Source organism: Sphingomonas sp. PP-CE-3G-477 (assembly GCF_003050745.1).
Classification (GTDB): Bacteria; Pseudomonadota; Alphaproteobacteria; order Sphingomonadales; family Sphingomonadaceae; genus Sphingomonas.
On the sequence record NZ_QAOF01000002.1, the window covers coordinates 70193 to 95170 of the forward strand.

The 24978-nt window shown below is 66.0% G+C and carries 18 protein-coding genes; 11 read left to right on the top strand and 7 right to left on the bottom strand.

All coding sequences use genetic code 11. The annotated features are described in order from the left end of the window. Positions 1–75 precede the first annotated feature (75 nt). Both C8J45_RS05735 and C8J45_RS05740 read right to left on the bottom strand, forming a co-directional pair. The gene (locus C8J45_RS05735) at positions 76–2394 is read right to left on the bottom strand and encodes a 3-hydroxyacyl-CoA dehydrogenase/enoyl-CoA hydratase family protein (RefSeq protein WP_107962339.1); all 2319 of its coding nucleotides are present in this window, start codon (positions 2392–2394) and stop codon (positions 76–78) included. After that, on the bottom strand, positions 2394–3530 hold the full coding sequence (locus tag C8J45_RS05740) for a thiolase family protein (protein WP_107962340.1): 1137 nt from the start codon (positions 3528–3530) through the stop codon (positions 2394–2396). Before C8J45_RS05740 ends, C8J45_RS05735 begins: the two co-directional genes overlap by 1 nt. Positions 3531–3661: 131 nt before the next feature. Here C8J45_RS05740 and C8J45_RS05745 point away from each other — a divergent pair, with 131 nt between their 5' ends. Continuing rightward, on the top strand, positions 3662–5347 hold the full coding sequence (locus C8J45_RS05745; RefSeq protein ID WP_258191319.1) for a long-chain fatty acid--CoA ligase: 1686 nt from the start codon (positions 3662–3664) through the stop codon (positions 5345–5347). A 44-nt stretch (positions 5348–5391) separates the two neighbouring features. Beyond that, the gene (locus C8J45_RS05750; protein ID WP_374956431.1) at positions 5392–5736 is read left to right on the top strand and encodes a MerR family DNA-binding transcriptional regulator; all 345 of its coding nucleotides are present in this window, start codon (positions 5392–5394) and stop codon (positions 5734–5736) included. Positions 5737–5928: 192 nt separating this feature from the next. Here C8J45_RS05750 and C8J45_RS05755 read toward each other — a convergent pair whose 3' ends face one another. Beyond that, positions 5929–8403 carry a PhoX family phosphatase gene (locus C8J45_RS05755; protein WP_107962342.1) on the bottom strand — a complete coding sequence of 825 codons (2475 nt, stop codon included), beginning with the start codon at positions 8401–8403 and terminating at the stop codon, positions 5929–5931. A gap of 49 nt (positions 8404–8452) precedes the next feature. Continuing rightward, positions 8453–10840, bottom strand: coding sequence for a TonB-dependent receptor (locus C8J45_RS05760; RefSeq protein WP_107962343.1), 2388 nt, complete (start codon positions 10838–10840; stop codon positions 8453–8455). A 171-nt stretch (positions 10841–11011) separates the two neighbouring features. On the opposite strand from C8J45_RS05760, the gene C8J45_RS05765 reads away from it, so the two are divergent. The 7 genes from C8J45_RS05765 (at position 11012) to C8J45_RS05795 (ending at position 19227) form a co-directional block, all read left to right on the top strand. After that, entirely contained in the window at positions 11012–12691 is a 1680-nt protein-coding gene (locus tag C8J45_RS05765; protein WP_107962344.1) for an alkaline phosphatase, read from the top strand. A gap of 248 nt (positions 12692–12939) precedes the next feature. Next, the gene (locus tag C8J45_RS05770) at positions 12940–13833 is read left to right on the top strand and encodes a fatty acid desaturase (protein ID WP_107962345.1); all 894 of its coding nucleotides are present in this window, start codon (positions 12940–12942) and stop codon (positions 13831–13833) included. Then, positions 13833–14627 carry a phosphate/phosphite/phosphonate ABC transporter substrate-binding protein gene (locus tag C8J45_RS05775; RefSeq protein ID WP_107962346.1) on the top strand — a complete coding sequence of 265 codons (795 nt, stop codon included), beginning with the start codon at positions 13833–13835 and terminating at the stop codon, positions 14625–14627. Before C8J45_RS05770 ends, C8J45_RS05775 begins: the two co-directional genes overlap by 1 nt. 1 nt (position 14628) lies before the next feature. After that, positions 14629–15591, top strand: coding sequence for a serine O-acetyltransferase EpsC (gene epsC, locus C8J45_RS05780; protein WP_107962347.1), 963 nt, complete (start codon positions 14629–14631; stop codon positions 15589–15591). Further along, the gene (locus tag C8J45_RS05785) at positions 15588–16358 is read left to right on the top strand and encodes a gamma-glutamyl-gamma-aminobutyrate hydrolase family protein (protein WP_181321122.1); all 771 of its coding nucleotides are present in this window, start codon (positions 15588–15590) and stop codon (positions 16356–16358) included. Before epsC ends, C8J45_RS05785 begins: the two co-directional genes overlap by 4 nt. A 68-nt stretch (positions 16359–16426) precedes the next feature. Further along, positions 16427–18886, top strand: coding sequence for a TonB-dependent siderophore receptor (locus tag C8J45_RS05790; protein ID WP_107962348.1), 2460 nt, complete (start codon positions 16427–16429; stop codon positions 18884–18886). Positions 18887–19008: 122 nt separating this feature from the next. Continuing rightward, positions 19009–19227 (top strand): hypothetical protein, encoded by a 219-nt coding sequence (locus C8J45_RS05795; protein ID WP_107962349.1) that lies wholly within the window; start codon positions 19009–19011, stop codon positions 19225–19227. Between the two features lie 403 nt (positions 19228–19630). On the opposite strand, the gene C8J45_RS05800 is transcribed toward C8J45_RS05795, so the two are convergent. Genes C8J45_RS05800 through C8J45_RS05810 form a run of 3 tightly spaced genes read right to left on the bottom strand, consistent with a single transcriptional unit; the run spans position 19631 to position 21311 of the window. After that, entirely contained in the window at positions 19631–20215 is a 585-nt protein-coding gene (locus C8J45_RS05800; RefSeq protein ID WP_107962350.1) for a DedA family protein, read from the bottom strand. Between the two features lie 42 nt (positions 20216–20257). Then, positions 20258–20758 (bottom strand): DUF1993 domain-containing protein, encoded by a 501-nt coding sequence (locus C8J45_RS05805; protein ID WP_107962351.1) that lies wholly within the window; start codon positions 20756–20758, stop codon positions 20258–20260. 10 nt (positions 20759–20768) lie between these two features. Further along, complete coding sequence (locus C8J45_RS05810; RefSeq protein ID WP_258191320.1) at positions 20769–21311, bottom strand: DNA-deoxyinosine glycosylase; 543 nt, start codon at positions 21309–21311, stop codon at positions 20769–20771. A 143-nt stretch (positions 21312–21454) separates the two neighbouring features. On the opposite strand from C8J45_RS05810, the gene C8J45_RS05815 reads away from it, so the two are divergent. Both C8J45_RS05815 and C8J45_RS05820 read left to right on the top strand, forming a co-directional pair. After that, the gene (locus C8J45_RS05815; RefSeq protein ID WP_258191321.1) at positions 21455–22966 is read left to right on the top strand and encodes an ATPase domain-containing protein; all 1512 of its coding nucleotides are present in this window, start codon (positions 21455–21457) and stop codon (positions 22964–22966) included. A gap of 1 nt (position 22967) precedes the next feature. Next, on the top strand, positions 22968–24947 hold the full coding sequence (locus C8J45_RS05820) for a hybrid sensor histidine kinase/response regulator (RefSeq protein ID WP_107962354.1): 1980 nt from the start codon (positions 22968–22970) through the stop codon (positions 24945–24947). The last annotated feature ends 31 nt before the right edge of the window (positions 24948–24978 follow it).

Below are 24978 nucleotides of genomic sequence, written 5' to 3' on the forward strand. Positions count from 1 at the left end.
CCATAAGGGCTAACGTTGCGATCATGCCGCGAAGTCAGCCAATATGGGTCCCCGCCTGCGCGGGGATGACGAAAGTTAGTTGCGCAGTGGCTTGCCGGTCTGGAGCATATGCACGACTCGCGCCTGAGTCCGCGGATCCTTGACACTCGCCATGAACGCCGCGCGTTCCAGGTCGAGCATCTGGTCCTCGGTCACCGTGTCGACCAGATCCGCCTCACCACCCGTCAGCACTTCCGCAAGACGATCCGCGACGACGAGGTCGTAGTCGGTCGCCATGCCCTTCTTGTGGAAGTCCGCCACCGCCATGTTCAGCCCTGTACGGCCACTCGCACCCGCCAGACGAAACGTCGGCTTCTCGGGCGGCGTGTAGCCCTCGACCAGCGAAAGCGCCTTGGCCTTCGCATCCGCCAGCAACCGATCGCGGTTCATCGTGATGCCGTCGTCCTTGCGCAGGATCATCATCTCCTTCGCCTCCGCCGCCGACTTGGCGACCTGTGCGGTGGAAACCGCCTGGAACACCTTGGTCAACACCGGCATCGGCCCGTTCGGCAGCGTGCGCGACTTGGTCCAGCGGTCGAGCATCTCGCCATTGCCGCCCCAGCCGGGAACGAGGCCGACGCCGCACTCGACAAGACCTGCATAGGTCTCGGCGTGCGCCTGCACCGCGTCCGAATGGAGCAGGATCTCGCATCCACCACCCAGCGCCAGCCCGGCCGGTGCGCTGACGACCGGGAAAGGCGCGTATTTGAGCGCTTTGTACGCCTGCTGCCCACCCGCGACGCTGGCCTCGACCATGTCCCAAAGGCCCGCGCCGACCGCGAACATCGCTGCGCCGAGGTTCGCACCCGCCGAGAAGTTCGACGCCTCGTTATACACCACCAGCGCCTTGAAGCGCTCGCGCACGACCGGGATAGTTTCGTTGATGAGCGCCACGACCTGATCGTCGAGCGCGTTCATCTTGGTGTGGAACTCGAGCGCCGCGACGCCGTCGCCGACGTCCCAGAGCGACGCCGACAGGTTTGTGAGGATCGGCTGCGAGCGGAGCTTGATGTCCTCCAGCAGTTCGACGCCGTCAGCGCGCGGCACGTCGGCATACGCGCCGCCAGCCGTGAGATACTGACGCTGGCCGTTCTCCACGCGGTAGAACGAACGATCGCCCGCGGTCGTCAGGATCGCAGGAACGTCGCGACCTTCCTCGGCAAGGCGCGCGGCGAGCACGCCGGGACCCATCCGGTCGATCAACTCGAACGGCCCGTATTTCCAATTGTAGCCGAGCTTCATCGCGTCATCGATCGCGACGATATCGTCCGCCGCCTCGCCGACGAGCATCGCCGCGTACGACAGCACGCTGCCGAGGATCGTCCAGGCATAGGTGCCAATCTTGCCCGGCTCCGCGATCAGCGCCGCGAGGTCCTTGCCGGTCTTGCCCGGCAACTCCGCGGGCTTGGCTTCAGCACGGTACTCGCCGGTCGCGAGGTCGAGAGACAGCTTGGTGCGCGTCGCCTTGTCGAAGCGATAGAACCCACCCTTGCCCTTGCGGCCGGTGAAGCCTTCCGCGATCATCTTGTCGACCAGCGGCAGCGGACGGACCGTATCGAAATACGGATCGCCGGCCGGCAGCGTGGACGACAGGCTCTTCGACAGCAACGGCATCAGATCGACGCCGACGAGATCGACGAGCCCGAAGATACCCGTCTTCGGCACGCCCATCGGACGGCCACCGATCTGATCGGCTTCCTCGACGGTCAGCCCCTGATCCATCGCCGCGTTGATCGCGATCGCCAGCCAGTAGGTGCCGATGCGGTTGGCGATGAAGCCCGGCGTGTCCTTCGCGCGGACGATGCGCTTGCCCATGAAACGGTCGACGAAATCCTCGACCTTCTCCGCGACCGCGACGTCGGTTGCCACGCCGCGGACGATCTCGACCAGCCGCATGTAGCGCGGCGGGTTGAAGAAGTGCGTGATGAGGAAGTCGGCCTTGAACTGATCCGAACGCCCCTCGACGAGATTGGCGAGCGGGATCGTCGAGGTGTTCGACGAGACCGCCGTGCCGGGACGCTTCAACGCCTCGAGCTTGGCGTAAAGCGCCTGCTTGATGTCGAGCCGTTCGACGATCGCCTCGACGATCCAGTCGCACTCGGCGACCCGACCCAGATGATCGTCGATGTTGCCCGTCTCGACCAGCTTGGCCGCGCGCTTCGACATGAAGGGGGCGGGGTCGGTCTTGAGCATCTTGGCGACCGCGCCCTTCGCCACTGCGTCGCGATCATCACCCTCGCGGGGGACGATGTCGAGCAGCAGCACCGGGATCCCGGCATTGGCGATCTGCGCGGCGATGCCCGCACCCATCACGCCCGCGCCGATGACGCAGACCTTTTTCACAGCGTCGACCATCATGCGCGCTCCAGCACCGTAGCGATGCCCTGACCGCCGCCGATGCACTGGGTCGCCAGCGCATAGCGGCCGCCCTCGCGCGCCAGCAGCGACGCCGCCTTGCCGACGATCCGCGCGCCGGTCGCGCCTAGCGGATGACCGATCGCGATCGCGCCGCCATCGAGGTTGATAGTCTCGTCCTTCAGCCCGAGGTCGCGAATGCAGGCGATCGCCTGGCTCGCGAACGCCTCGTTGATCTCGACCACGTCGAGGTCGGCAACGGTGATCCCGGCACGCTCCAACGCCTTCTTCGACGCACCGATCGGGCCGAGCCCCATCGTCTCGGGCGCGCAACCCGACACGCCGATCGACTTGATCCGCGCGAGGATCGTCAGGCCGTGCTTCTTCGCGAATTCCTCGGAAGTCACCAGCACCGCGGACGCGCCATCCGTCAGCGGCGACGACGTGCCGGCGGTCACCGAACCGTCCGCGCTGAACGCAGGCTTCAGGCCGGCGAGCGCTTCGGTGGTCGTGCCGGCGCGGATCGTGCCGTCCTGGCTGACCGGGCCCGCCTTGGTCTGGATCGTCACGATCTCGTCGGACAAGCGGCCATCGGCGCGCGCCGCGGCGGCTTTGTCCTGGCTCTTCACCGCGAAGGCGTCCTGCTCGGCGCGGGTGATCTGATACTGCCGCGCGACGTTCTCTGCGGTTTCGCCCATGCCCATGTACGCGCCAGCGCTCTTCTTCGCGAGCTCGGGGTTGGGGAGGGGGTTGTAGCCGCCCATCGGCACGCGGCTCATCGATTCGAGCCCCGCGCAGATGAACGCCTCGCCCGCGCCGACCGCGATCTGGCCGTAAGCGATATGGATCGCGCTCATCGACGAGCCGCAGAACCGGTTGACCGTCATGCCGCCGACCGAGATCGGCAGGTCGGCGATCTGCGCGATCAGCTTGGCGACGTTAAGGCCCTGCTCGCCCTCTGGGAAGGCGCAACCGAGGATGATGTCCTCGATCTCGGCCGGATCCACGCCGGTCTTGTCGAGCAACCCGCGAATCGTCTGCGCGGCGAGATCGTCCGGACGGACGCGCGCGAGCTCGCCCTTGCCGGCGAGGTGGAACGGCGAACGGGCGTACCCGGCGATGACGACGTTGGTCACGATGATCCTCTCATATTGCGGTCGACCCGGTTAACGCTTGCGGGTTACCCTTAAGGTGCGATACCTCCCCTTTACGTCAAGGTGAAGCGGCCGACAATATGGCTTACGCACACCATGTTATGGAGAGCGAGATGCAGGACACTTCCGTGGGCAAGGCGATCGGCGTACCGTTGCTGGGCGAGCCGCGGCTGCTGGGCGACATGCTCGACCTTTCGGTGCGTCGGTTCGGGTCGCGCAACGTGCTCGATTTCATGGGTCGGACGCTGACCTATGCCGAGCTCGGCGAGCAGGTCGACCGGGCAGCGCGGGGGCTCCAGGACATGGGCGTCGTGAAGGGCACGCGCGTCGCGCTCTGCCTACCGAACACGCCCTATTATCCGATCCTGTTCTTCGCGATCCTCAAGGCCGGCGGCGTCGTCGTCAACGTCAACCCGCTCTACGTCGAGCGCGAGCTGGCGCATTTGCTCGAGGATTCGGGCGCGACGATCATCGCGACCTGCGACATCGCCGAGATCCACGCGCGCGTGCTGAAGGTCGCGGGGCAGATGGGCGTGAAGCACGTCATCACCTGCCCGATCGCCGGCGCGTTGCCGACGCTGAAGTCGATTGCCTACCGGATCTTCAAGCGCGCCGAGATTGGCCATGCGCCGAGCGATGCGCGCCATTCCACGTTCGACGCACTGCTCAAGGCGAAGGGGGCGCCGTCCCCCGTTACCGTTTCCCCGGACGAGGTCGCGGTGCTGCAATATACCGGCGGGACGACCGGCGAGCCCAAGGCGGCGATGCTCAGCCACGCCAACCTCGTCGCGAACGCCGACGCGATGGTGGTGTTCGTCGGCGGCGAGCAACCGAACCAGGACCGCGTGCTCGGCGCGCTGCCGCTGTTCCACGTCTTCGCGCTGACCACCGTGCTGACCTACTCGATCCGCACCGGTGCGGAGATGATACTGCTGCCGCGCTTCGAACTGCAGCAACTACTCAAGACGATCGACCGCACCAAGCCGAGCTATTTCCCCGCAGTGCCGACGATCTATGCGGCGATCACCACGGCTGCCGAGACGCAGAAGATCGACCTCTCCTCGATCCACGCCTGCATCTCGGGCGGCGCACCGCTGCCAGCGGAGGTGCGGATCGCGTTCGAGGCAGCGACCGGCGCCAAATTGTGCGAAGGGTATGGCCTGTCGGAAGCCTCGCCGATCATCACCTGCAACCCGATCGATGGCCTCAACAAGCCAGGCTCCGCGGGGCTGCCCTTTCCCGGCACGACGATCGAGATCCGCGACCGTGAGGATCCGACCCGGTTGCTGCCCGTCGGCGAAAATGGCGAGATCTGCGCACGCGGGCCCCAGATCACGCAGGGCTATTGGCACAAGCCCGCCGCCACCGCCGAGCTGTTCGCGGACGGCGCGCTGCGCACGGGCGACGTAGGCCACCTCGACGCGGACGGCTATCTGTTCATCGTCGACCGGATCAAGGATTTGATCCTCGCCGGCGGCTACAACGTCTATCCGCGCGTGATCGAGGAGGCGCTGTACGAACACCCCGCGGTGCTCGAAGCGGTGGTGATCGGCGTACCCGACAAATATCGCGGCCAGGCTCCCAAGGCGTTCGTCGTGCTGGCCGAAGGTTTGGTCGCTACCCCGCTAGAACTGCGCGATTTTCTGCGCGACAAGATCAGCAAGATCGAGCTTCCCCGCGAAGTCGAAATCCGCGACACTCTTCCCAAGACGTTGATCGGCAAGCTATCCAAAAAGGAACTTGTCGCCGAAGAGAACGCGAAAGCGGCGGCGTCGGAGGCGAGGGGAGTGGACGCGTGAACGACCGACAGGACGATCTTACCGGTATACAAGAGGTCTCGCGCATGCTCGGCGTGAGCGCGCGGACGCTCCGCTTCTACGAGGACAAGGGCCTGATCGAGCCCTGCCGGATCGGCACGACGCGGGTCTACACGCGGCGCGAAGTGGCCCGGATGCAGCTGATCCTGCGCGGCAAACGCCTCGGTTTCACGCTACGCGACATCGAGGAGTTCCTCGACCTCTACGACGCCGACCCGCAGCATGTGGAGCAGATGCGCGCGCTGGCCGAACGCTGCCGCCAGCGGATCGACCTGCTCGACGCGCAACGCGAGGCGATCGTCCAGACGCGCGACGAGCTGGAGAAGATCGAGCAGGAGGCTCTCGCGCGGATTCCGAACGGGTCGATCTGACACCTGAGGTTGCTCGTGAGAAATGAGCGCCAACCAATTGAAAACGATACCGCCCGGGGGCACCACCCCGGCGAAGGCCGGGGCCTAATTGGCAAGGTCGAGGTAACGACGCGCAGCGCCAATCCGTGACGTCTCCCAATTGGACCCCGTCCTCCCCCCGGCGGGGGGAGGACCGCAAGTCCGCTGTGAAGCTTAAAGCCCCACCACACCCCCGTCGGTCTTCGTGATCACGATCGTCGAGGACCGCGGCCGCGACGGCGTCGTCACCGCGCCCGCCTGGTTGGCTGGCCAGCTGCTGGTGATGTTGGTCGGCCCGCCATTCTCGCCCGGATGCTGGATGTTGACGAACAGCGACCGGCCGTCCGGCGTCGTGTGGATACCGGTGATCTCGCACTCCTTCGGCCCGACCAGGAAGCGGCGCAGTGCCGTCCCCGGTGCCTTGCCGACCCGCGTCGTTACCGAGCCGGTTGCCGCACCGATCGTGTTGGTCACCGTCCGCGTGCCCCCATCGTTGACGATCCCCGGTACCGACGCGAGCAGCATGCAGTTGGTGACGTCGGTGTACGCGCCGTCATCCGTCTCGATCCACATCACCGGTGCGATCGTCCCCGACGCATTGCTCGGCAGACCGAACCACAGGCCGTCCGGCGACGAGAAGTCGTTGGTCGCATCGAGGCCCGACAGGTTGATGTTGGTCGCATCGAGATCGCTACCCGCACCGAACGCATAGATGTCCCAGGCGAATGTCAGCGCCTCGGACGTATCGCCGGTCTCGCGCAGGCGGATGATGTGCCCGTTGGCGTTACCCGTGGTCTGCCCGCCGGTGGTCTTCGGATCGACATAGGCGCGGGGGTTCGGCGCGTCGGCGGTAGCGACCGTCCGCGACGAGTTGTTGGTGAGCGTGCAATACATCTCGCCGGTCGCCGGGTTCACTGCCGTCCACTCCGGACGATCCATCCGCGTCGCACCCAGCGCATCGGCGGCCAGACGCGTGTTGATCAGCACATCGACCTGGCTCGAAAACGGATAGGCTGCGTTCGCCGAGGTCAGCGGGCCGACATTGTAGATCAGTGGGAGCCACTGGCCGCTGCCATCCGCTGCGAGTTTCGCCACGTAAAGCGTTCCGGCATCGAGATACTTGTCACCGATCGCGAGACGGTTCGCGGCCGTCGCATCCGCAGCCGACCACGGCGTGGCCGACACGAACTTGTAGATATACTCGTTCTGCGCGTCGTCGCCCATGTAGAAGGCCGGCTTCACGCCCGCGATCGTCCGGCCGATCTCGCAGCCTTCATGGTTCATGCGGCCAAGTGCGGTCCGCTTGCGCGGCGTCGAGGCTGCGTCGAACGGATCGATCTCGACAACCCAGCCGTACTGGAAGATCTCGTTGCGGAAATCGCCCGTGCCGTCGGCAGGCGCGCTGGCCTGTGCGGTGATGTTCCAGCGCGAATAGATCGTGCTGGTCGTGTCGGCTGGCGTGACCGTCGACCACCCATAGTTACCGCCGGTGTTGCTCTCGCCCTTGCCGTAACGGGTGAGTGAAGTGTTCGCCTTCACGCCGACGGGGCCGGAGGCCGCACGTCGTGCCGCGTCGCCGACCTCGCGGCGGAAATAGCCGACCCAGTTCTCTTCATTCGTCAGGTACGTGTGCCAAGGCATTGTACCATTTGCACAATTGTTGATCGTGCCGCGGCCCGTGGTGGCGTCCGGCGAGTAGCGCGTCTTGAGGCTGTCGGCCCCGCGCACCGGGCCCGAGAAGCTCATCGGCGTCAGCGGTGTGACGCGACGGTTGAAGGACGAGGCGGGCGCGTAGCTCCAGGCGGCGGCGCGGTTGACCTCGATGACCGAAACGCCGTGGCACTCCATCTCCTTCAGCGCCTCGGCCTCGGGACGGATGCCGCCGGTGGTGGTCGGGCCGTTCGCATGCAGATAGGCCTGGGTGATGTTCTCATGGTTGAGCACGAGCAGGCCGCGCGTGTTGCCGTTCGAATCCGGCGTTCCGGTGGCGGACATGCCGAAATAGCTCATGCCGTCATGATGATCGCCCGCGCGCTTCGAGAAGGTCGCGTCGGTGCCGTCATTGGCATAGGCGCCGACGCCGCTGCCGATCGGATCGCCGAGCCGGTACAGCACCGTCACCGCGTAACCCGCAGGTACGGCAACGACATCCGCAAGGCTCTTCGCAACGGCCGTGAAGCCGAGCGAGGCCGCGCCGACGGTCACGCTGGTGGTCGCGCTGACCGAACCGCTGGCCGATACCGCCGTAAACTGGAAGCTGAGCACGGTCCCGGCAGCAGCACCCGGTACGACGAAAGTCGCGGTGGCGGTCGAGGCACCGGCTAGCGTGACGGCGGGACCAGCGGTCTGCGTCCAGGTCACGCTGTCGACTTGGCCGATCGCTGCGCCGGTCAGCGTCGCGACGCGGCCCGCGGTCGAGCTGCCGCCGGCGGTCGCCGTCACCGTGACGGGGCTCGAGCCGTTGCCGTCATTGTCGTCGTCGCAGCCGGTCAGCAACATACCGCCGAACACTGCCGCGGCGGTTGCGGACATGCCGCCCATCAAGGTCTGGCGACGCGAATAGCGCGACTCGATCAGGTCGTTGAAGTGCGGGTTGGCGGTCGGGTTGGTATCGATATCGCCGTCGGTATAGATGGTCTCGAACGTCATGCTTGGTCCCCCCGGGGATGGTTGCGCGGTGTGTAACGATGCGTGAGAGTTAAAACTTCGCGCCCAGCTCGACGCCGTAGAAGCGTGGCTCGCCGGCGATGTAGGTCGGGATGCCGAAGCCGCCGCCGGTGTTGCCCGCATCGATCAGATAGCGCTTGTTGGTGACGTTCCGGGCGAACCCCCCGACGCTGTACCGACCTTGCGCGAACGCGACGCCAGCGCGCAGGTTGACCAGTGTGTAGCCTCCCTGACTGATCGCATCGTTGTTCGGCAGCTCGAAGAACACCTTCGAACGGTAGGTGACGCTGGGTGTCGCGTAGAGGCTGGTGCTGCCGACGGGAACGCGAAGCATCGCGCCCGCCGAGGCCGATGTCGACGGCTGCAGGCGGAACTTGTTGCCCGCGAACGAGCCGATCGGCTTGTCCGCGATGCCACCGTCGATATACGCGAATGCACCGAATACAGAGAGATAGTCGGCGAGCTTGAGATTTCCTTCGAGCTCCACGCCGATGTTCTTCGCGGACCCGGCGCTCTGTGTCAGCGCGGAGCCGTTCGGTTGCGTCACGGAGACCTGGAACCCGTCATAGACTTGATAGAAGACGGAGGCGGCGCCGGTGAACGGACCGACCCGCCCCTTTATGCCGCCCTCGTAGTTCCAGACGTTCTCCTCGGGCACGTTCTGGAGATTGGGGCCAACGCCGAACGGTGTGGACTGTGCCGTCAGTTGGACGACCGGCGAGCGGCGGCCTTTGCTGATTGTGCCGTAAAGATTGACGTCGTCGTTGAGCTTCAGCAGCGCGTTGAAGCGCGGCAGGATCGCGGTGAAGCTCTTCTCCGCGACGAACTTGTTGCCGTTGGTGTTGGCCGTTCCGAGCAGGCTCGACCGGATACCGAGCGCCGCCAGGATCACCGAGTTCGGCTGAACCGACGAATAGCCCGACTGGCGATCCTCGATCAGGATGCGCGCGCCCGCGGTCAGTTCGAGCGCGGGTACCGGAATGTACGTTGCGTCGGCGAACACCGAGTAGGTGTTGTTTCTGCCATAGTTCGTGAACTCCGCCGCGTAAGGTATTGCCGTCGCACGGCCACCGGTAAGCGCTGCGGTTGCGCGCGTCGCGGGAACCGTGCCGTTCGGTGCGACGCATCCGGTCCCGGTCGGGATGCCGGCGCCGTTCAGTGCCGCGCGGATCGGGGCGTAAGCGGCGGCAACCGAGCAGGAGAGGTACGTGCCTTCCTCGGTCGCGAACGGGACGCGCTGGAAGCCGTTCTCGAAGAACGCGTTCCAGCCTACCGAGGCGCGGTACTTGGGTCCCTCGAAGGCGAAACGGCTCTCATGGCTCCACTGGTCGCCCTTCGCGTCTTCGGCGAACTCCAGATACGCGGCGGGGCCACCATCGGCGTCGAACACTTCCAGCGCGTCGAACCGGCGATAGCCGTTGACGGTGGTGAAGGTGATCCCCGGTGACAGGTCCGCGGTGATCGTCAAATTGGCGTCATAGACGTTGCGGTCGAGACCGAGCTTGCGCGCGCCGAGAACCGCGGCGCTGTACGGGGAGCCGGAGAGTTCCGCATAGCCATAGTCGCCGGTCTGGCCGCCCGTCGGCGCATGCGCGCGGCTCTTGAATGCGGTGCCGGGGTTCCGCTGTCCGTCATAGGTGAGGACGAGGTCGGCGGTGATGCTGTCGCTCGGGCGATAGCGGAGCGAGCCGCGGATGCCGCGCTGGTCCTGGCCGTTCAGGTCGTCCTGGTCGACGCCGCCCTGGTTCTGGTTGGGGACGTTCGCATCGCCGGCGATGTTCCGGACATAGCCGTCACGGTATTTATAGGCGAACGCGATGCGTCCGGCGAGCACGTCGTTGCCGGCGTTGAGGAAGCCCGACACCTGCGTACGGTTGAAATTGCCATAGGTCCCGTTGATCGCCCCCGACACGCCCGGTTCGGGTTTGGCCGAAACCAGGCTGATCGCGCCGACTGCGGCGGCGGTGCCGAACAAGGTGGCCTGTGGACCCTTCACGACTTCGATCCGCTCGAGATCGTACAGATCCTGATACGCGCCACGTGACCGGCTGATGTCGATGCCGTTGTAATAGAGCGTGACGCGGGCGCCCTGCTGCGACGAGCCGTTGTCCGAGGTGATGCCACGGATCACGAAGCCGGGGTTGTTGGCGCTCTGTTCCTGGATCTGCAGGCCCGGAATGTAGGCGGCGACTTCGGAAAGCGAATTGACGCCGATCGAGGCCATCTTGGCGCCGGTTACCGCGGTGACGGTGACGGGAACGTCGGCGATCCGCTGCTCGCGCTTTTGCGCGGTGACCAGGATTTCGTCGTTATCGGTGCCCGCCTGGAGTTCGGTCTGGGTATCTGCCTGCGCGAGTGCCGCGGTCGAGCAGGTCGTGGCGAGCGTCGCAAGCGCGAGCCGCGTGAAGATACGTGTCATTAAGTCCCCCGTTTTCGTTGCCGTGGCATTACGGGGACGAGGTGACGTTTCGATGGCGTCTTCATGAAAGCAAAATGACTATTCCGTAACGACGCTGTCACATCGTTGCCGCCGGGGTGTCTTCGATCGTGGCTAGCAGGCGGGCAACACCCGTTACGAAAGCCTGAGCCGATGACGATCAACCGCCGCGATGCCCTGAAGAACGTCCTCAAACTTGCCGGGTCCGGCGCAACGCTCGCGCTCCCCGCAGCAGCGTCACACGCGGCAGGTACGGCGAAAGCTCGCTTCGATCACGGGGTAGCGAGCGGCGATCCTTCGGTCGACGGCGCCATCCTGTGGACGCGGGCGACGCCGGTCGATGCGGTGCAGGCCGGCGACATCGCGCTGACCTGGCACGTCGCGGAGACCGAAGGCGGCAAGCCGATCCGCTCGGGCACCGTCAAGGCCCGTGCGGCGCGCGACTTTACCGCGAAGGTGGAGGCGACCGGGCTCCAGCCGGGCCACGAATATCGCTATTGGTTCGATGCCGCGGACGGCACGCGCTCGCCGGTCGGCCGGCTCCGGACGCTGCCCAAGGGCAAGGTCGCCGATGTCGTCATGGCCGTCGTCTCGTGCCAGCTCTACGCGGGCGGGCTGTTCAATGCGTATGACGCGATCGCCAAGCTCGACCGGCTCGACGCCGTCCTGCACCTCGGCGACTATATCTACGAATACGGCGCCGACGGGTATGGCGCGGACATCGCCAAGAAGATCGGCCGCCTGGTCGAGCCGCGCCACGAGATCGTCAGCCTCGCCGACTACCGCATGCGCCACGCGCAGGTGAAGCGCGACGTCGACATGCAGGCCGCGCACGCCCGCGCCGCGTTCATCTGCGTGTGGGACGATCACGAGGTCGCTAACGACGACTGGATGCACGGTGCCGAGAACCACGATCCCAAGACCGAGGGCGACTGGGATGCGCGCAAGGCCGCCGCGATGCAGGCGTATTTCGAATGGATGCCGATCCGCGATCCCAAGCCCGGCCAGCCCTGGGCGGCGATCAACCGTAGTTTCGACTTCGGCGATCTCGCCACGCTGGTGATGGTCGAAACGCGGTTGCTCGCGCGCAGTCATCAGGTCGTGTCCAAGGGCGAGGCGATCACACCCGCCGAATACGCACCGATGCTGGCGGAGCGCGCGCGGTCCGACCGCGAACTGCTCGGGCCGGTACAGCTTGCCTGGGTCGAGAAGACGATGGCGGCATCGGTGACGGCGGGAAAGCCGTGGCAGGTGCTGGGCAACCAGATCGTGATGGCGAAGGTCGCGGGGCCCGACATGGAGCGGCAACTCGGACCGGTGAAATTCGGCGAGACGATGGCGAAGCTGCCGGCGATGTGGCGCGAGCGACTGGCGGCAGGCATCGCTTCGTACCGTGCCGGCATGCCGTTCGGCCTCGACAGCTGGGACGGCTATCCGCCCGCCCGCGAGCGCCTGTACGCGGCGTTCCGGCGTGCGAAGTCGCGGCCGATCGTGCTGTCGGGCGACAGTCATGCCGCCTGGGCGAACGATCTGCACGACGACGCGGGCAAGCTGGTCGCAGTCGAATTCGGCTGCACCGCGATCACCAGTCCGTCCTACGGTTCGTTGTTGCCGGGTATCGGCACGTTGATCGCCGACGCCAACAAGGGCGAAGTGCGGTTCTGCGATCAGGACGCCAAGGGCTTCACGCTACTGACGCTGACGCCCGAGCACGCGACCGCCGACTTCCGGACCGTGTCGACAGTATTCGCCAAGCCGTTCACGGAAGGAACGGCGAAGCGGTTTCGTGCGCTGGCGGCGCGGCCCGAACTGCCGCTGGAAGAGATCGCCTGAAACGATCTTCTCCCGCCAAGTGGAAGTGTCGCCGAAGGTGACGGGGGAGAAACACGGAACATCGGTTATCGCTTGCCGCCCCCTCCGTCAGGCAAACGCCTGCCACCTCCCCCTGGCGGGGGAGGATTGGATCGCCATCGATGCCTTGGGCTAGCGCCTGACAATCAAAGTTTTTCCGCCGCAAAGTTCAATCGACTGTCAATTCCCATTCGCTCGGGGGATATTCATTCCAGCTGACGGAGATGGGAATGCAGCGAGAGGCTTCGAGTTCGACGGTAGGATGGCCGACCGTCCTTCTGGCAGGTATCGTGTACGGCGGATGGATGGTCGCGACGGCGTGGCATGCGGTCATTCCGACGCCGTTGCTGGTGCTGATCGGCGGGTGGCTGCTCGCCTGGCAGGGATCGCTGCAGCACGAAGTCATTCACGGGCATCCGACGCGGATCCGGTGGATCAACGATGCGATCGGGTTTGCGCCGCTGTCGTTGTGGCTGCCGTACCGCCTATACCGCCGCAGCCATGTCGCGCATCACCGCGCGGAGGTCATCACCGATCCTCGGCATGACCCCGAGTCCCGCTACCGCGTGCAGGCGCGTGGTTTCGCCGCAGTCCTCGGCCAGCTTCAATCGACGCTTCTCGGTCAGATGGTCTTCGGACCTGCGATCTCGGTCGGCCGCTTCTTCCTGCAAGAGGCCCGACGACTGGCGCGCGAACCGGCGCGCGTCGCGCGCGACTGGGCGCCACACCTCATCGCGGTCGCGCTGGTGCTCTGGTGGCTCGATCATGTCGGTCTTGGCGTCGGCCGTTACGTGCTCTGCTTCGTCTATCCTGGCATGGCGCTGACCATGGTGCGCTCCTATGCCGAGCACCGCGCCGATCTTGCGAGCCCCGGTCGCGCCGCCAGCGTCGAGCATGGCGGGCTGCTCGGGCTGCTGTATCTCAACAACAATTTGCACGCCGCGCATCACGAGCGGCCGTCGCTCGCCTGGTATGACCTGCCAGCGTACCACCGACATAACAGAGCGCGGTTCGCGGAGGCGGGGGCGCCGATCTATCAGGGGTATGGCGAGATCGTGCGGCGCTTCGCCTTCAGCGCGCATGACGACATGGTCCACCCCCTCCACCGCGAGCCCGTGTCTTGATGAGCCGGATCGCCTCGCTTGGGATGTACGATCACCCCGCGCAGTATGATGCCAACGACCGGCTGTGGTTGGCGATTGCCGCCGTCCTGCGCGAACGCGGTGTCGCGCAGGTGCCCGATCGGCTCGATCGACCACGCGACGTCCATGCTATCTGGCGCGATCCGGCTCTGCTGTTCGGCCAGGCCTGTGGCTATCCGTTGATCGCCGATCCGACGCTGGATCTGCAAGTGATCGCGTTCCCGATCTACGCCGGGCGAGAAAGCGGCAGTGTGATCGTGGCGAGGGCGGACGATTCCCGCGGGTCGGTCGAGGCGTTTCGCGGTAGCCGCGCGGCCATCAACGATCGCCAGTCGAACACCGGCATGAACCTGTTCCGCGCGACGGTAGCGCCGTTTGCGGGGCAGGGGGCGTTTTTTGCCGAGGTGGTGGAAACCGGCGCGCATCGAGCCAGCATCGTCGCGGTCGGGACGGGCAAGGCGGATCTCGCGGCGATCGACCGCGTGACCTATGCGACCATCGCACGGTTCGAGCCGGCGTTGGTCGCGGACCTGAAGATCGTCGCGTCGAGCCCTGCATCGCCGAGCCTGCCGTTCGTGACCGCGGCCGGGACCGACGCCGAGACGGTGGCGGCATTGCGAAGTGCGCTCGATCATGTCGCCGCCGATCCCGCGCTCGCGGCGGTACGCGAGACGCTGTTCCTCGCCGGGATCATACCCGCCGAGCCAGACGCGCTGACGCCGATATCGACGCTGGAAGCCGAGGCCGTCCGGGCCGGCTATCCCACGCTCCGCTGACATGAAGGACAACGCCGTGTCATCAGCATCCGACCCGATCGACCTCGCCGCGACGATCGACGAACTCCGCAGCGCGCGTCGCGCCTGGCGGCAGGAGCAGGACGGCCGACATAGCGTCGCGCGGTTTCCGTCGCTGGACGAGACCGGTCGCGCGCTCGACGATCTCGTCGCGGCGCTGTTTCCCGGGCGGCTCGGCATGTTCACAGGTCCGGTCGAGCGCGAGGATGCGTTCGTCGAGACGCGGCTCCGACAGGCGCTGGAACGGCTGCAACGGCAGGTCGAACGCGAATTCGCCTATTGGCAGGAAGAGGCGGTGCTGTCGTTCGACGTCAGCCATGCGAGCATGATCATCGGCCTGTTCTGCGCCGAACTGGGGCCGATCCGCGAACTGGTGGACGACGACGTCCGCGCGGCATTCCTCGGCGATCCGGCGGCCCGCAGCGCGGACGAGATCCTGATCTGCTACCCCGGCATCGTCGCGATCCTGTATCACCGGATCGCGCACGCGCTCTACGGTCTCGGCGCGCCGATCGTCGCACGGATCATCTCCGAACTCGCCAACAACCGCACCGGCATCGACATCCACCCGGGCGCGACGATCGGCCGCAGCTTCTTCATCGATCACGGCACGGGAGTCGTGATCGGCGAGACCGCGATCATCGGCGACCGGGTGCAGATCTACCAGCACGTCACGCTCGGCGCGCGCAGTCCGCTCGGCGTGACCGACGTGTCGGCGCGCGAACGGCTGGCGCGGCATCCGATCGTCGAGGACGACGTGGTGATCTATGCCGGCGCGACGATCCTTGGTCGCGTGACGATCGGGCAGGGCGCGACGATCGGCGGCAATGTCTGGCTGCTCGAGGACGTTCCCGCCGGCAGCGTCGTCGCACAGCCGACCGCGGTGATCCTGGCGGGCGATGCCGCGGATCAGCTGCACGAGACGCTCAGGGGGCGGGGGGCATGAGGCGGTTCGCCTGCTGCCGCGACGAGGACGGCCCGGTCAAGCCGGTGATCGGCGTGCTGTGCTGCAACGAGATCGCCGATCGACCCATCCAGGCAGTCGCGACGCGCTTCGTCGAGCCGCTGGTCCGCTATGCCGGCGCCACCGTGCTGCTGGTGCCGGCGGTGGCGGACGCGATGGACACGCGCGCGTTGGCGGGGCGGCTCGACGGGCTGTTGCTGACCGGGTCGCGCTCGAACGTCGCGGGCGCGCGGTACGGCAAGACGGATGCCGCGGACGATGCGCTCGACCTCGACCGCGACATGGTCGCTCTCGAACTCGCCGGTCGGATGATCGAGGCGGGGCGACCGGTGTTCGGCATCTGTCGCGGCCTGCAGGAGCTGAACGTGCTGTTCGGGGGCACGCTGACCGAAACGCTGGAGGAGGGGCACCATCGCTGGACCGACGACGAGACGGCGTATGAATCGCTGTTCGATCATGTCCATGACGTCGCGTTGCAATCGGGTGGCCTGCTGGCGACGGCCACGGCTCGGGAGAGCATCTCGGTCACCTCGGTGCACCGGCAGGGGATCGATCGTCTCGGCGCCGGCCTTCAGGTCGAGGCGCATGCCGTCAGCGACGGTCTGGTCGAGGCGTTCTCGGCCCGGCCATGCGGCGGCGACGTGCTCGCGGTACAGTGGCATCCCGAATGGGACGTTGCGGCCAGCGCATCCAGCCGCGCATTCTTTTCACTTATCGGCCAGTCGCTCGGAACCTATCGGGACCATTGAACGCGTCTGATCGTTTCACGCCTACCGCAAAGATCGTCACAGAACGATCCACCTACAGGGACACTAGAATGACTGCTTATCGTACCGCGTTGGCGCTTGCCGCCTCGACTTTCGCCTTTGCGAGCGCGCATGCCGCATACGCCCAGGACGTGCCCGCCGATGCCCCGGCTCAGGCTGCGGCGGTGCCCGACACGCAGGACGACATCATCGTCACGGGCACGCGGACGGCGGGTCGGTCGCGGCTCGACAGCGCGGCGCCGGTCGACGTGCTGAGCTCGGCGGCACTCCAGCGGCAGGGGACGACCGAGCTTGGCGCAGCGCTGTCGGCGATCGCGCCGTCGATCGACTTCCCGCGGCCGTCCGCGGTCGACGGGACCGATGCGATCCGCCCGGCGACGCTGCGTGGCCTTTCGCCCGACCAGACTTTGGTCCTGATCAACGGCGTGCGCGGCCATACCGCGGCTTTGCTCAACCTCGGTGGCTCGGTCGGGCGCGGCTCGGCGGCGGTAGACCTGAACACGATCCCGACCGTCGCACTCGACCGGATCGAAGTGCTGCGTGACGGCGCGTCGGCGCAATATGGCTCGGACGCGATCGCCGGCGTCGTCAATCTCCGTCTGCGGGAAGCACGCTCGGGCGGCGCGGCATCGGTCACCTACGGCTTCTACAACACCGATATCGACACCGCGCGCGGCAGTCGCAGCAGGACGGGCGAGCCGACCGTGTCGGTATCCGGCTGGCAGGGGCTCGGTTTCGGCGAGGACGGGTTCCTGACCCTCTCGGGCGAATATCTGAACCGCCAGGCGACCAATCGCGCCGATTTCGACACCCGCGCCCTGGTCCGGGTTCCCGGCACACCCGCCCGGGTGACCGGTCGCTTCGGCGATCCCAAGGTCGAGCAGTACAGCATCTTCGCCAATGCCGGCACGACGCTGAGCGGCACGTGGAAGCTGTACGGCTGGCTCGGCTATCAGGACCGCGACACGCGCAGCGCGGCCTTCCCGCGGCTGCCGCTGGCGTCGGACCCGGTAGCCGTCGCGCGACTGGAACTCGCAGGGCTTTCCGACGGCTTCCTGCCGCTGATCAATACCAAGTCGCGCGACCTCAACTCGGCGCTCGGGATCAAGGGCGAACTCGCCGACTGGAACGTCGACCTGAACGTCAGCTATGGCCGCAACAAGATCGGTTTCCGCACGCTGGACTCGGCGAACTACGCCTATGGCCGAACTACCCAGAGGGATTTCTCGGACGGCGCGCTGATCTATGACCAGTACATCGTCGGGCTCGACGTCGATCGCAAGTTCGACGTGTTGCAGGGCGTCAACGTCGCGTTCGGGCTCGAAGGGCGCCGCGAAGGGTTCAAGATCCAGTCGGGCGAACTCGCATCCTATGGCTATCCCACCACCGGCACGGTGACCGGCGCATTGCCGACCGCACCCCCGGGTGCGCAGGGCTTTGGCGGTTTCTCGCCCGACAACGCGATCGAGCGGAGCCGCCGCAACGGCAGCGTCTATCTCGATATCGAAGCACAGGTGACGGACAAGTTCCTCGTCGGCCTGGCCGGCCGCGCCGAGGATTATTCGGATTTCGGCTCGACCGCGACCGGCAAGGTTTCCGCACGCTATGACTTTGCGCGTTGGTTCGCCTTGCGCGGTACGGCCTCGACCGGTTTCCGTGCGCCGGCGCTTCAGCAGCAATACTTCACCTCGGTCGCCACCGTGATCCAGAACGGAAACCCGATCCAGACCGGCACGTACCCATCGATCAGCCCCATCGCCAGCAGGCTCGGCGGCCTTCCGCTCGAGCCCGAGAAGTCGACCAACCTTTCGGTCGGCACGGTCTTCCGCTTTGGCGGGTTCGACCTGACCGTGGACGCCTACCGCATCCGCATCCGCAACCAGATCGGGCTGTCGGAGAACCTCGCCGCCGCCGGCAATGCACAGGTTGCGGCATTGCTGGCGCCGTTCAACGTTAGCGCCGCACGGTTCTTCATCAACGGGCTCGCCTCGACCACCAAGGGGATCGACGCCGTCGCGCATTACCGGCTGCCGACCGATGCCGTCGGCACATTCGACCTCACCATCGCGGGCAACGTCAACGACGTGAACGTGACGCGCGTGCCGACCTCGACCTCGGCGCTCAACCCCGCACCGACGCTGTTCGCGCGCAGCCGTATCGAGTCGCTCGAAAACGGCACGCCGGGCGAGAAGGTGACGGGTTCGATCGACTGGTCGCTGGCCGATTTCGGCGCGACTGCGCGCGTCACCTATTATGGCGACGTCAACCAGCCGGGTACGACCGAAGCAGGCGACGTGCACAGCGGCAAGCACGTCATCACCGATCTCGAACTCCGCTATCAGGCGAAGAGAGGCGCACAGTTCGGGCTGGGCGTCAGCAACCTGTTCGACGTCTATCCCGATGCGACGATCGCCGCGAACAATTCGACCGGCGTGATCGGCTTCCCCTATTACTCGCCGTTCGGGTTCAACGGCCGCTACATCTATGCGCGCGCCGGCTTGAGCTGGTGATTAAATCATAGCGTCATGATAGGGTATTGCGTTCGACCGCATCGCTCGGTAGCTTTCGGTTCCAGAATCGATGTTGCGCAATGCGGTCGTAATTCTGAATTAGTCATTACGGAGACCATTCGATGAAGAAGATCACGATCGTGCCGATGATTGCAGTCATGGCACTCAGCCTTGCCGCATGCTCCAAGCCGGCCGACACGTCGAATGTCACCGACATCGAGACGAACACGGTCGTCGAGGATACGGATTCGAACCTGTCGGCAGTCGACGGCATCGAAACCAGCAACTCGGCCGATCTCGAGAACTCCGCCGATCTGAACAGCAGCGGCAACGCTCTCTGATCGTCTGAGACCTGATCTGACGGCAGGCAGGGGCCGATCTTCAGCGATCGGTTTCTTGCCTGCAAACAACAAGGCGATGCGTTCCATTTCAGGATGGGGCGTGTCGCCTTTTTTTGTATTTAATCGTTTGTATTCGGATCGTTACGACTAAATTTAACTGGTCGCATTTAGTACTCGATCCGCCGCTGATACTGACGAATCCTATTCCCTATGCAATCGGTGTGTATTACGAGGGGATCACGTCAAGGCGAAGTGAAGCTCCCTAGACGGAACCTCGTGGTCCAGCAGAACCCCTCTGCTGGGCCACCGTTTTTTCGTGGCCCGATCGATCCGGCCACGCGCATGCCGTCGGCTCGCACCGGCCGACGGCATCGCTGCGACAGTCGAGACGTGGGGTGGATCGTCAGCGCGGCGACGCGACGGCGTTCGATCGTCGTCCGCGCCAGTACCGGATCACCGCCATCACCGATGCGATCACGATTGCCAGGATCGCGACTCCGACCAGCTTGTGCTTCGGCATGATGCTGTGGACCGCGTCCAGCAACGTGTCGCCGAACAGATAGCCGATCCCGGTGAACATTACGCCCCAGACCGCAGCCGAGATCGCGTTGAGCGCCATGAACGTGCGCGCCGGGACATGCGACGTGCCGATCGCGATCGGGCTGATCGTCCGCAGGCCGTAGAGGAAGCGGAAGCCGAGGATGAAGATCGTCGGATGCCGTTCGAGCGTGTCGAGTGCCTTGGCGAATGCGGGTTTCGCCGCGATCCTGCGGACCCGTGCCGTATCGCGGTAGCGCCGCCCGGCGAGGAAGAAGAGCTGGTCCGCGGCGAACGAGCCCGCGACCGCCGCTGCTGCGCTGCCCCAGAGCGGCAGCAGGTCCTGATGCGCGAGCAGACCGCCGGTAACGACGGCGGTCTCGCCCTCTATCCCTGCACCCAGGAAGATCGCGGCGAGGCCGTATTGGGCGATGAGCGTTTCGATCGACATCCACCGTCCTTGCCGCAGCGCCGCGCGGTTCGCCAGCGTTGCTTAGCGGCCGAGATAATCCATCTTGCCGATCGGTACGCCGCGCATCCTCAGCAGGGCATAGGCTGTCGTGATGTGGAAATAGAAATTGGGCAGCACGAACCCGAGCACATAGCTTTGCGCCGTGAATTCAAACGTCTGGCTGCGCGTGACGAGTGTGACGGGTGTGCTTTCCTTGCCGTCGATCGCATCGCGCGGCACGGTGTCGAGAAAGGCGAGCGTTGCCGCGATACGCTGCTGGAGCGCGGCGAAGGTCGTTTCGTCGTCGGCCATCGCCACCGTCGGGACGCCGCCGATCCGGACCATCGCGCCCTTCGCGGTGTCGCTCGCGCGCTGCACCTGCGCCGTCAGCGGCGCCATGTCCGCGATCAGGCGGGTATCGAGCATCTCGGACTCGGCGACGCCGGTGTCGCGCGCGAACGCCTCGCCGGTCGTGAGGATCGCCGAGAGGCTGGCGAACCCGCGCCGAAAGGCGGGGACGGTGAGATCATGGAGACTGGTCATGGACACTGGCCTAGGCGCGCGAACCCGGCGGGTCGAGCAGGAACGCGGCGAGCTGGCTCCAGGCGGGTTGCTTGGCGGCGAGCCCGATCGTGTGGAGCGGGCTGCTCGATGGCAGCGCGACGATCGCCGGCCCCTCATGGTGGGGGCCCAGCAGTTTCAGTCCCTGCTTGAGCGCGGTGCCACCATTGAATGCGATCGCGCAAAGTCGGGGCAGGCGGGCGACCAGCCCCGCGATATCGTTGCCTGCGATGTCGACGATCGCGGCATCGCTGCTGCCCGGCCGTCGCGCCGATCCGACCACGTCCCACAACGCGACGCCGCGCGCGCGCAGCGCGGCGAGCCGATCGTCATAGTCCATCGCGACCAGATCCACCCCGACGACCGGCCCCATCAACTGCCAGAATTGGTTCTGCGGATGCGCATAATAGCGCTGGGCCGCGAGCGATCGGTCGCCAGGCAGGCTGCCCAGTACCAGCACGCGCGCATCTGCCGCCGCAACGGGCGGGAACGAATGCTTCAGCGGCATGGAGAGCGGCATGGGGGTCTTTCGCATCACGGGCCCGTGCCGTGTCACGACTGGCACGGTAACCGCAAGCCCGGCGGTGCGAGACTAGTCGGTGACCGGGTTAGTCCCTATGATCGCAGTAATTCGTCGCGTCCGGCATGGGCGTCGATCGACAGGGGAGGATTGCCGGTTTGGCACAGGACGGACAATTGCCGGCGCTCGCGCGGACTGGGATCGCGGGTCTGGACGACATCCTCAACGGTGGATTGACGCCCGACCGGATGTATCTGATCGAAGGCACGCCGGGTACGGGCAAGACCACGCTGGGGCTGGGTTTTCTGCTGGCCGGCGCGGCGGTCGGCGAGACGGGGCTATATATCACGCTGGCGGAAACCGAGATCGAACTCCGCGCGGTCGCGACGACGCATGGCTGGTCGCTCGATTCGCTCAACCTGTTCGAGATGGTCCCGGCCGACGGCTTGGGCGAGGATCACGAACAGACGCTGCTGCATCCGAGCGAAGTCGAGCTGGGCGAGACGATCCGCGACGTGATGGCCAAGGTCGACGAGCTTCGCCCGAAGCGCGTGGTGATCGACAGCCTGTCCGAACTGCGGCTGCTCGCGCAGAGCCCGATCCGCTATCGTCGCCAGATCCTCGCGCTCAAGCACTTCTTCTCGACGCGCGCCTGCACGGTGCTGTTCCTCGACGACAAGAGCGGCTCGGGCAGCGACCTTCAGTTGCACAGCATCGCGCACGGCGTCGTCTCGCTCGAACAGACCCTGTCCGGGTTCGGCGCGCAACGTCGTCGCCTGCACGTCGTGAAGATGCGCGGTGTGCGGTATCGCGGCGGTTATCACGACTTCGAGATCGAGCGGGGCGGGCTGTGCGTCTATCCGCGTCTCGTCGCGTCCGAACACGTCATGAAATATTCGGACGAAGCCGTGTCGACCGGGTCGACCGAACTCGACACGCTGCTGGGCGGTGGCCTCATCCCCGGCACTGCGACGCTGCTGACGGGGCCGGCGGGTGTCGGCAAGACGACCGCATCGGTCCAGTCTATGGTCGCGGCGTTGAAACGGGGCGAGCGGGCGGCGTATTTCCTGTTCGACGAGCGGCTTCCGACGTTGCTGAAGCGCAGTGCATCGCTCGGCATGGACCTGTTGCCGTTCGTCGAGAACGGGCAGCTCGAGCTGCGCGCGATCGATCCGGCCGAAATGTCGCCCGGCGAGTTCTCCGGCGCGGTGCGGGCCGCGGTCGAGGAGCACGGCGCCAAGATCGTCGTGATCGACAGCCTCAACGCCTATTTGCAGGCGATGCCGAACGAGCAGTTCTTGATCCTGCAAATGCACGAGATGCTGACCTATCTCGGCCAGAAGGGGATCGTCAGCCTGCTGATCCTCGGCCTGCACGGGATCACCGGTGACGTCCGGTCCGATGTCGACCTGAGCTATCTCTCCGACACCATCGTCCAGCTTCGTTATTTCGAGGCACACGGTGAGGTACGCCAGGCGATTTCGGTCATCAAGACGCGTACCGCACGGCACGAACGGACGATCCGGGAGTTTCAGATCGGTAGCAACGGATTGCTGGTCGGCGAGCCCCTTCGCGAATTCCAGGGCGTGCTGACCGGTGTTCCGACATTCTCGGGCGAAGGAAAGACGTTGATGGCCAGCCGGTTAGGATTGCGTGACGGGCGCGGCTGACATGGATGACCGTGTCCTGATCCTGGCGCCGAGAGGGCGCGACGCCGTCATCGCGGCGGATCTGCTCGGTCGGAACGAGATCGTCGCCGTCGTTTGCGCGGATCAGGCCGTGTTGCTGTCCGAGCTGGATGCGGGTGCCGCGGTCGTGATGTTGACCGAGGAAGCGCTGACGATGGCGGACAATACGCTCCTCGCCGACTGGGTCGCGGCACAACCCAAATGGGCGGACATCCCGTTCGTCGTGCTGACGAACGGCAACAAGGCCCCGCGGACCGAACGCGCGACGCAACGCCTCGGCGATCTCGGCAACGTGATCTTGCTGGAACGTCCCCTGCATGCCGAGGCGATGCTGGGGGCGATCCGGTCCGCGCTGACCGCGCGCCGACGGCAATATGAGCTGCGCGACGTCGCCGTGACGCTCGAACGCGCGGTGCTGGACCGTACGAGCGAGCTGCGATCCGCGCGCGAAAGCCTCGAGATCGCGCTCGAGGCGGCGGGCATGGGTAGCTGGGACATCGATCTCCAGACCGGCGAATCCCGGCGGACGTTGCGACACGATGCGATCTACGGCTATCCCGAGGGGAGGCCCGACTGGAACATGGAAACGTTCCTGAGCCATGTCGATCCGAAGCAGCGCGGCACCGTCACGCGCGCGATGACCGAGGCTACGCGGACCGGCAACATCGACGTCGAATACCGGATCGATGCCGCCGACGGCCAGTCGCGGTGGCTCGTCGCCAAGGGCCGGGTCCGGTATGACGAGAACGGCAAGGCATCGCGGATGACCGGCGTCGTCTCGGATGTCACCGATCGCAAGGAAGCCGATCAGCAACTCGCGCAGGCGCAGAAGATGGACGCGATCGGCCAGCTCACGGGCGGCGTCGCGCATGATTTCAACAACCTCCTCACCCCGATCGTCGGCAGCCTCGACCTGCTGCGCCGGCGGCACAAGGACGACGAGCGTACGCAGCGGATGATCGGCGGGGCGTTGCAGGCCGCCGAGCGCGCGGCGACGTTGACACAGCGCTTGCTGGCGTTCGCGCGGCGACAGGCATTGCAGCCCAAGGCGGTCGATATCGGCGCACTGATCGACGGTCTGGTCGATCTGATGCGTCGCTCGCTCGGCCCGTCGATCGCGGTCACGATCGAGATCCCGCGGCATCTGTCGTCGGCGCGCGTCGATCCCAACCAGCTCGAACTCGCGCTGCTCAACCTCGCGATCAACGCGCGCGACGCGATGCCGGGGGGCGGCAAGCTGCTGCTGTCGGTCAGCGAGACGGTGGTCGACGACCGCAACACGGTCGGCCTCGCGCCCGATCGGTACGTCCGCATCGCCGCGATCGACACCGGCACCGGCATGGACCGCGCGACGCTGGCGCGCGCGACCGAACCGTTCTTCTCCACCAAGGGCGTCGGCAAGGGCACCGGGCTCGGCCTGTCGATGGTGCACGGGCTCGCGGCGCAATCGGGCGGCACGCTCCGCCTGACGAGCGAGCCGGGCGCCGGGACCACGGTCGAGCTGTGGCTCCCCGCGACCGACGAAGCCGCGGTCGACACCGTCGAGAATGCCGCCGAACCCGTCGCTGCGCGCCGCGCTGCCAAGGTGCTGCTGGTCGACGACGAGGATCTGGTCCGGACCGCCACCGCCGACATGCTGCGCGACATCGGGTATTCGGTGGTCGAAGTCTCGTCCGCCAGCCAGGCGCTGTCGGCGATCCGATCGGGCGTCGACGCCGATATCCTGGTCAGCGACTACCTCATGCCGGGCATGACCGGCGGGCAATTGATCACCGAACTGCGCGCATCCGGAAACCGTATTCCCGCGCTTCTCGTCACCGGATATGCGGCGGCCGGCGAAGACGTCCCCAGCGACGTCATCCGCCTCTCCAAGCCGTTCCGCCAGACCGACCTTGCGGCGCGGGTCGACGAACTGCTCCGGCAATCACCACCGGGACGTCCGAAACTCCGCGCGGTAGAATGAGTGGGTCCGGCGTTTTACCGCCGGACCCGCT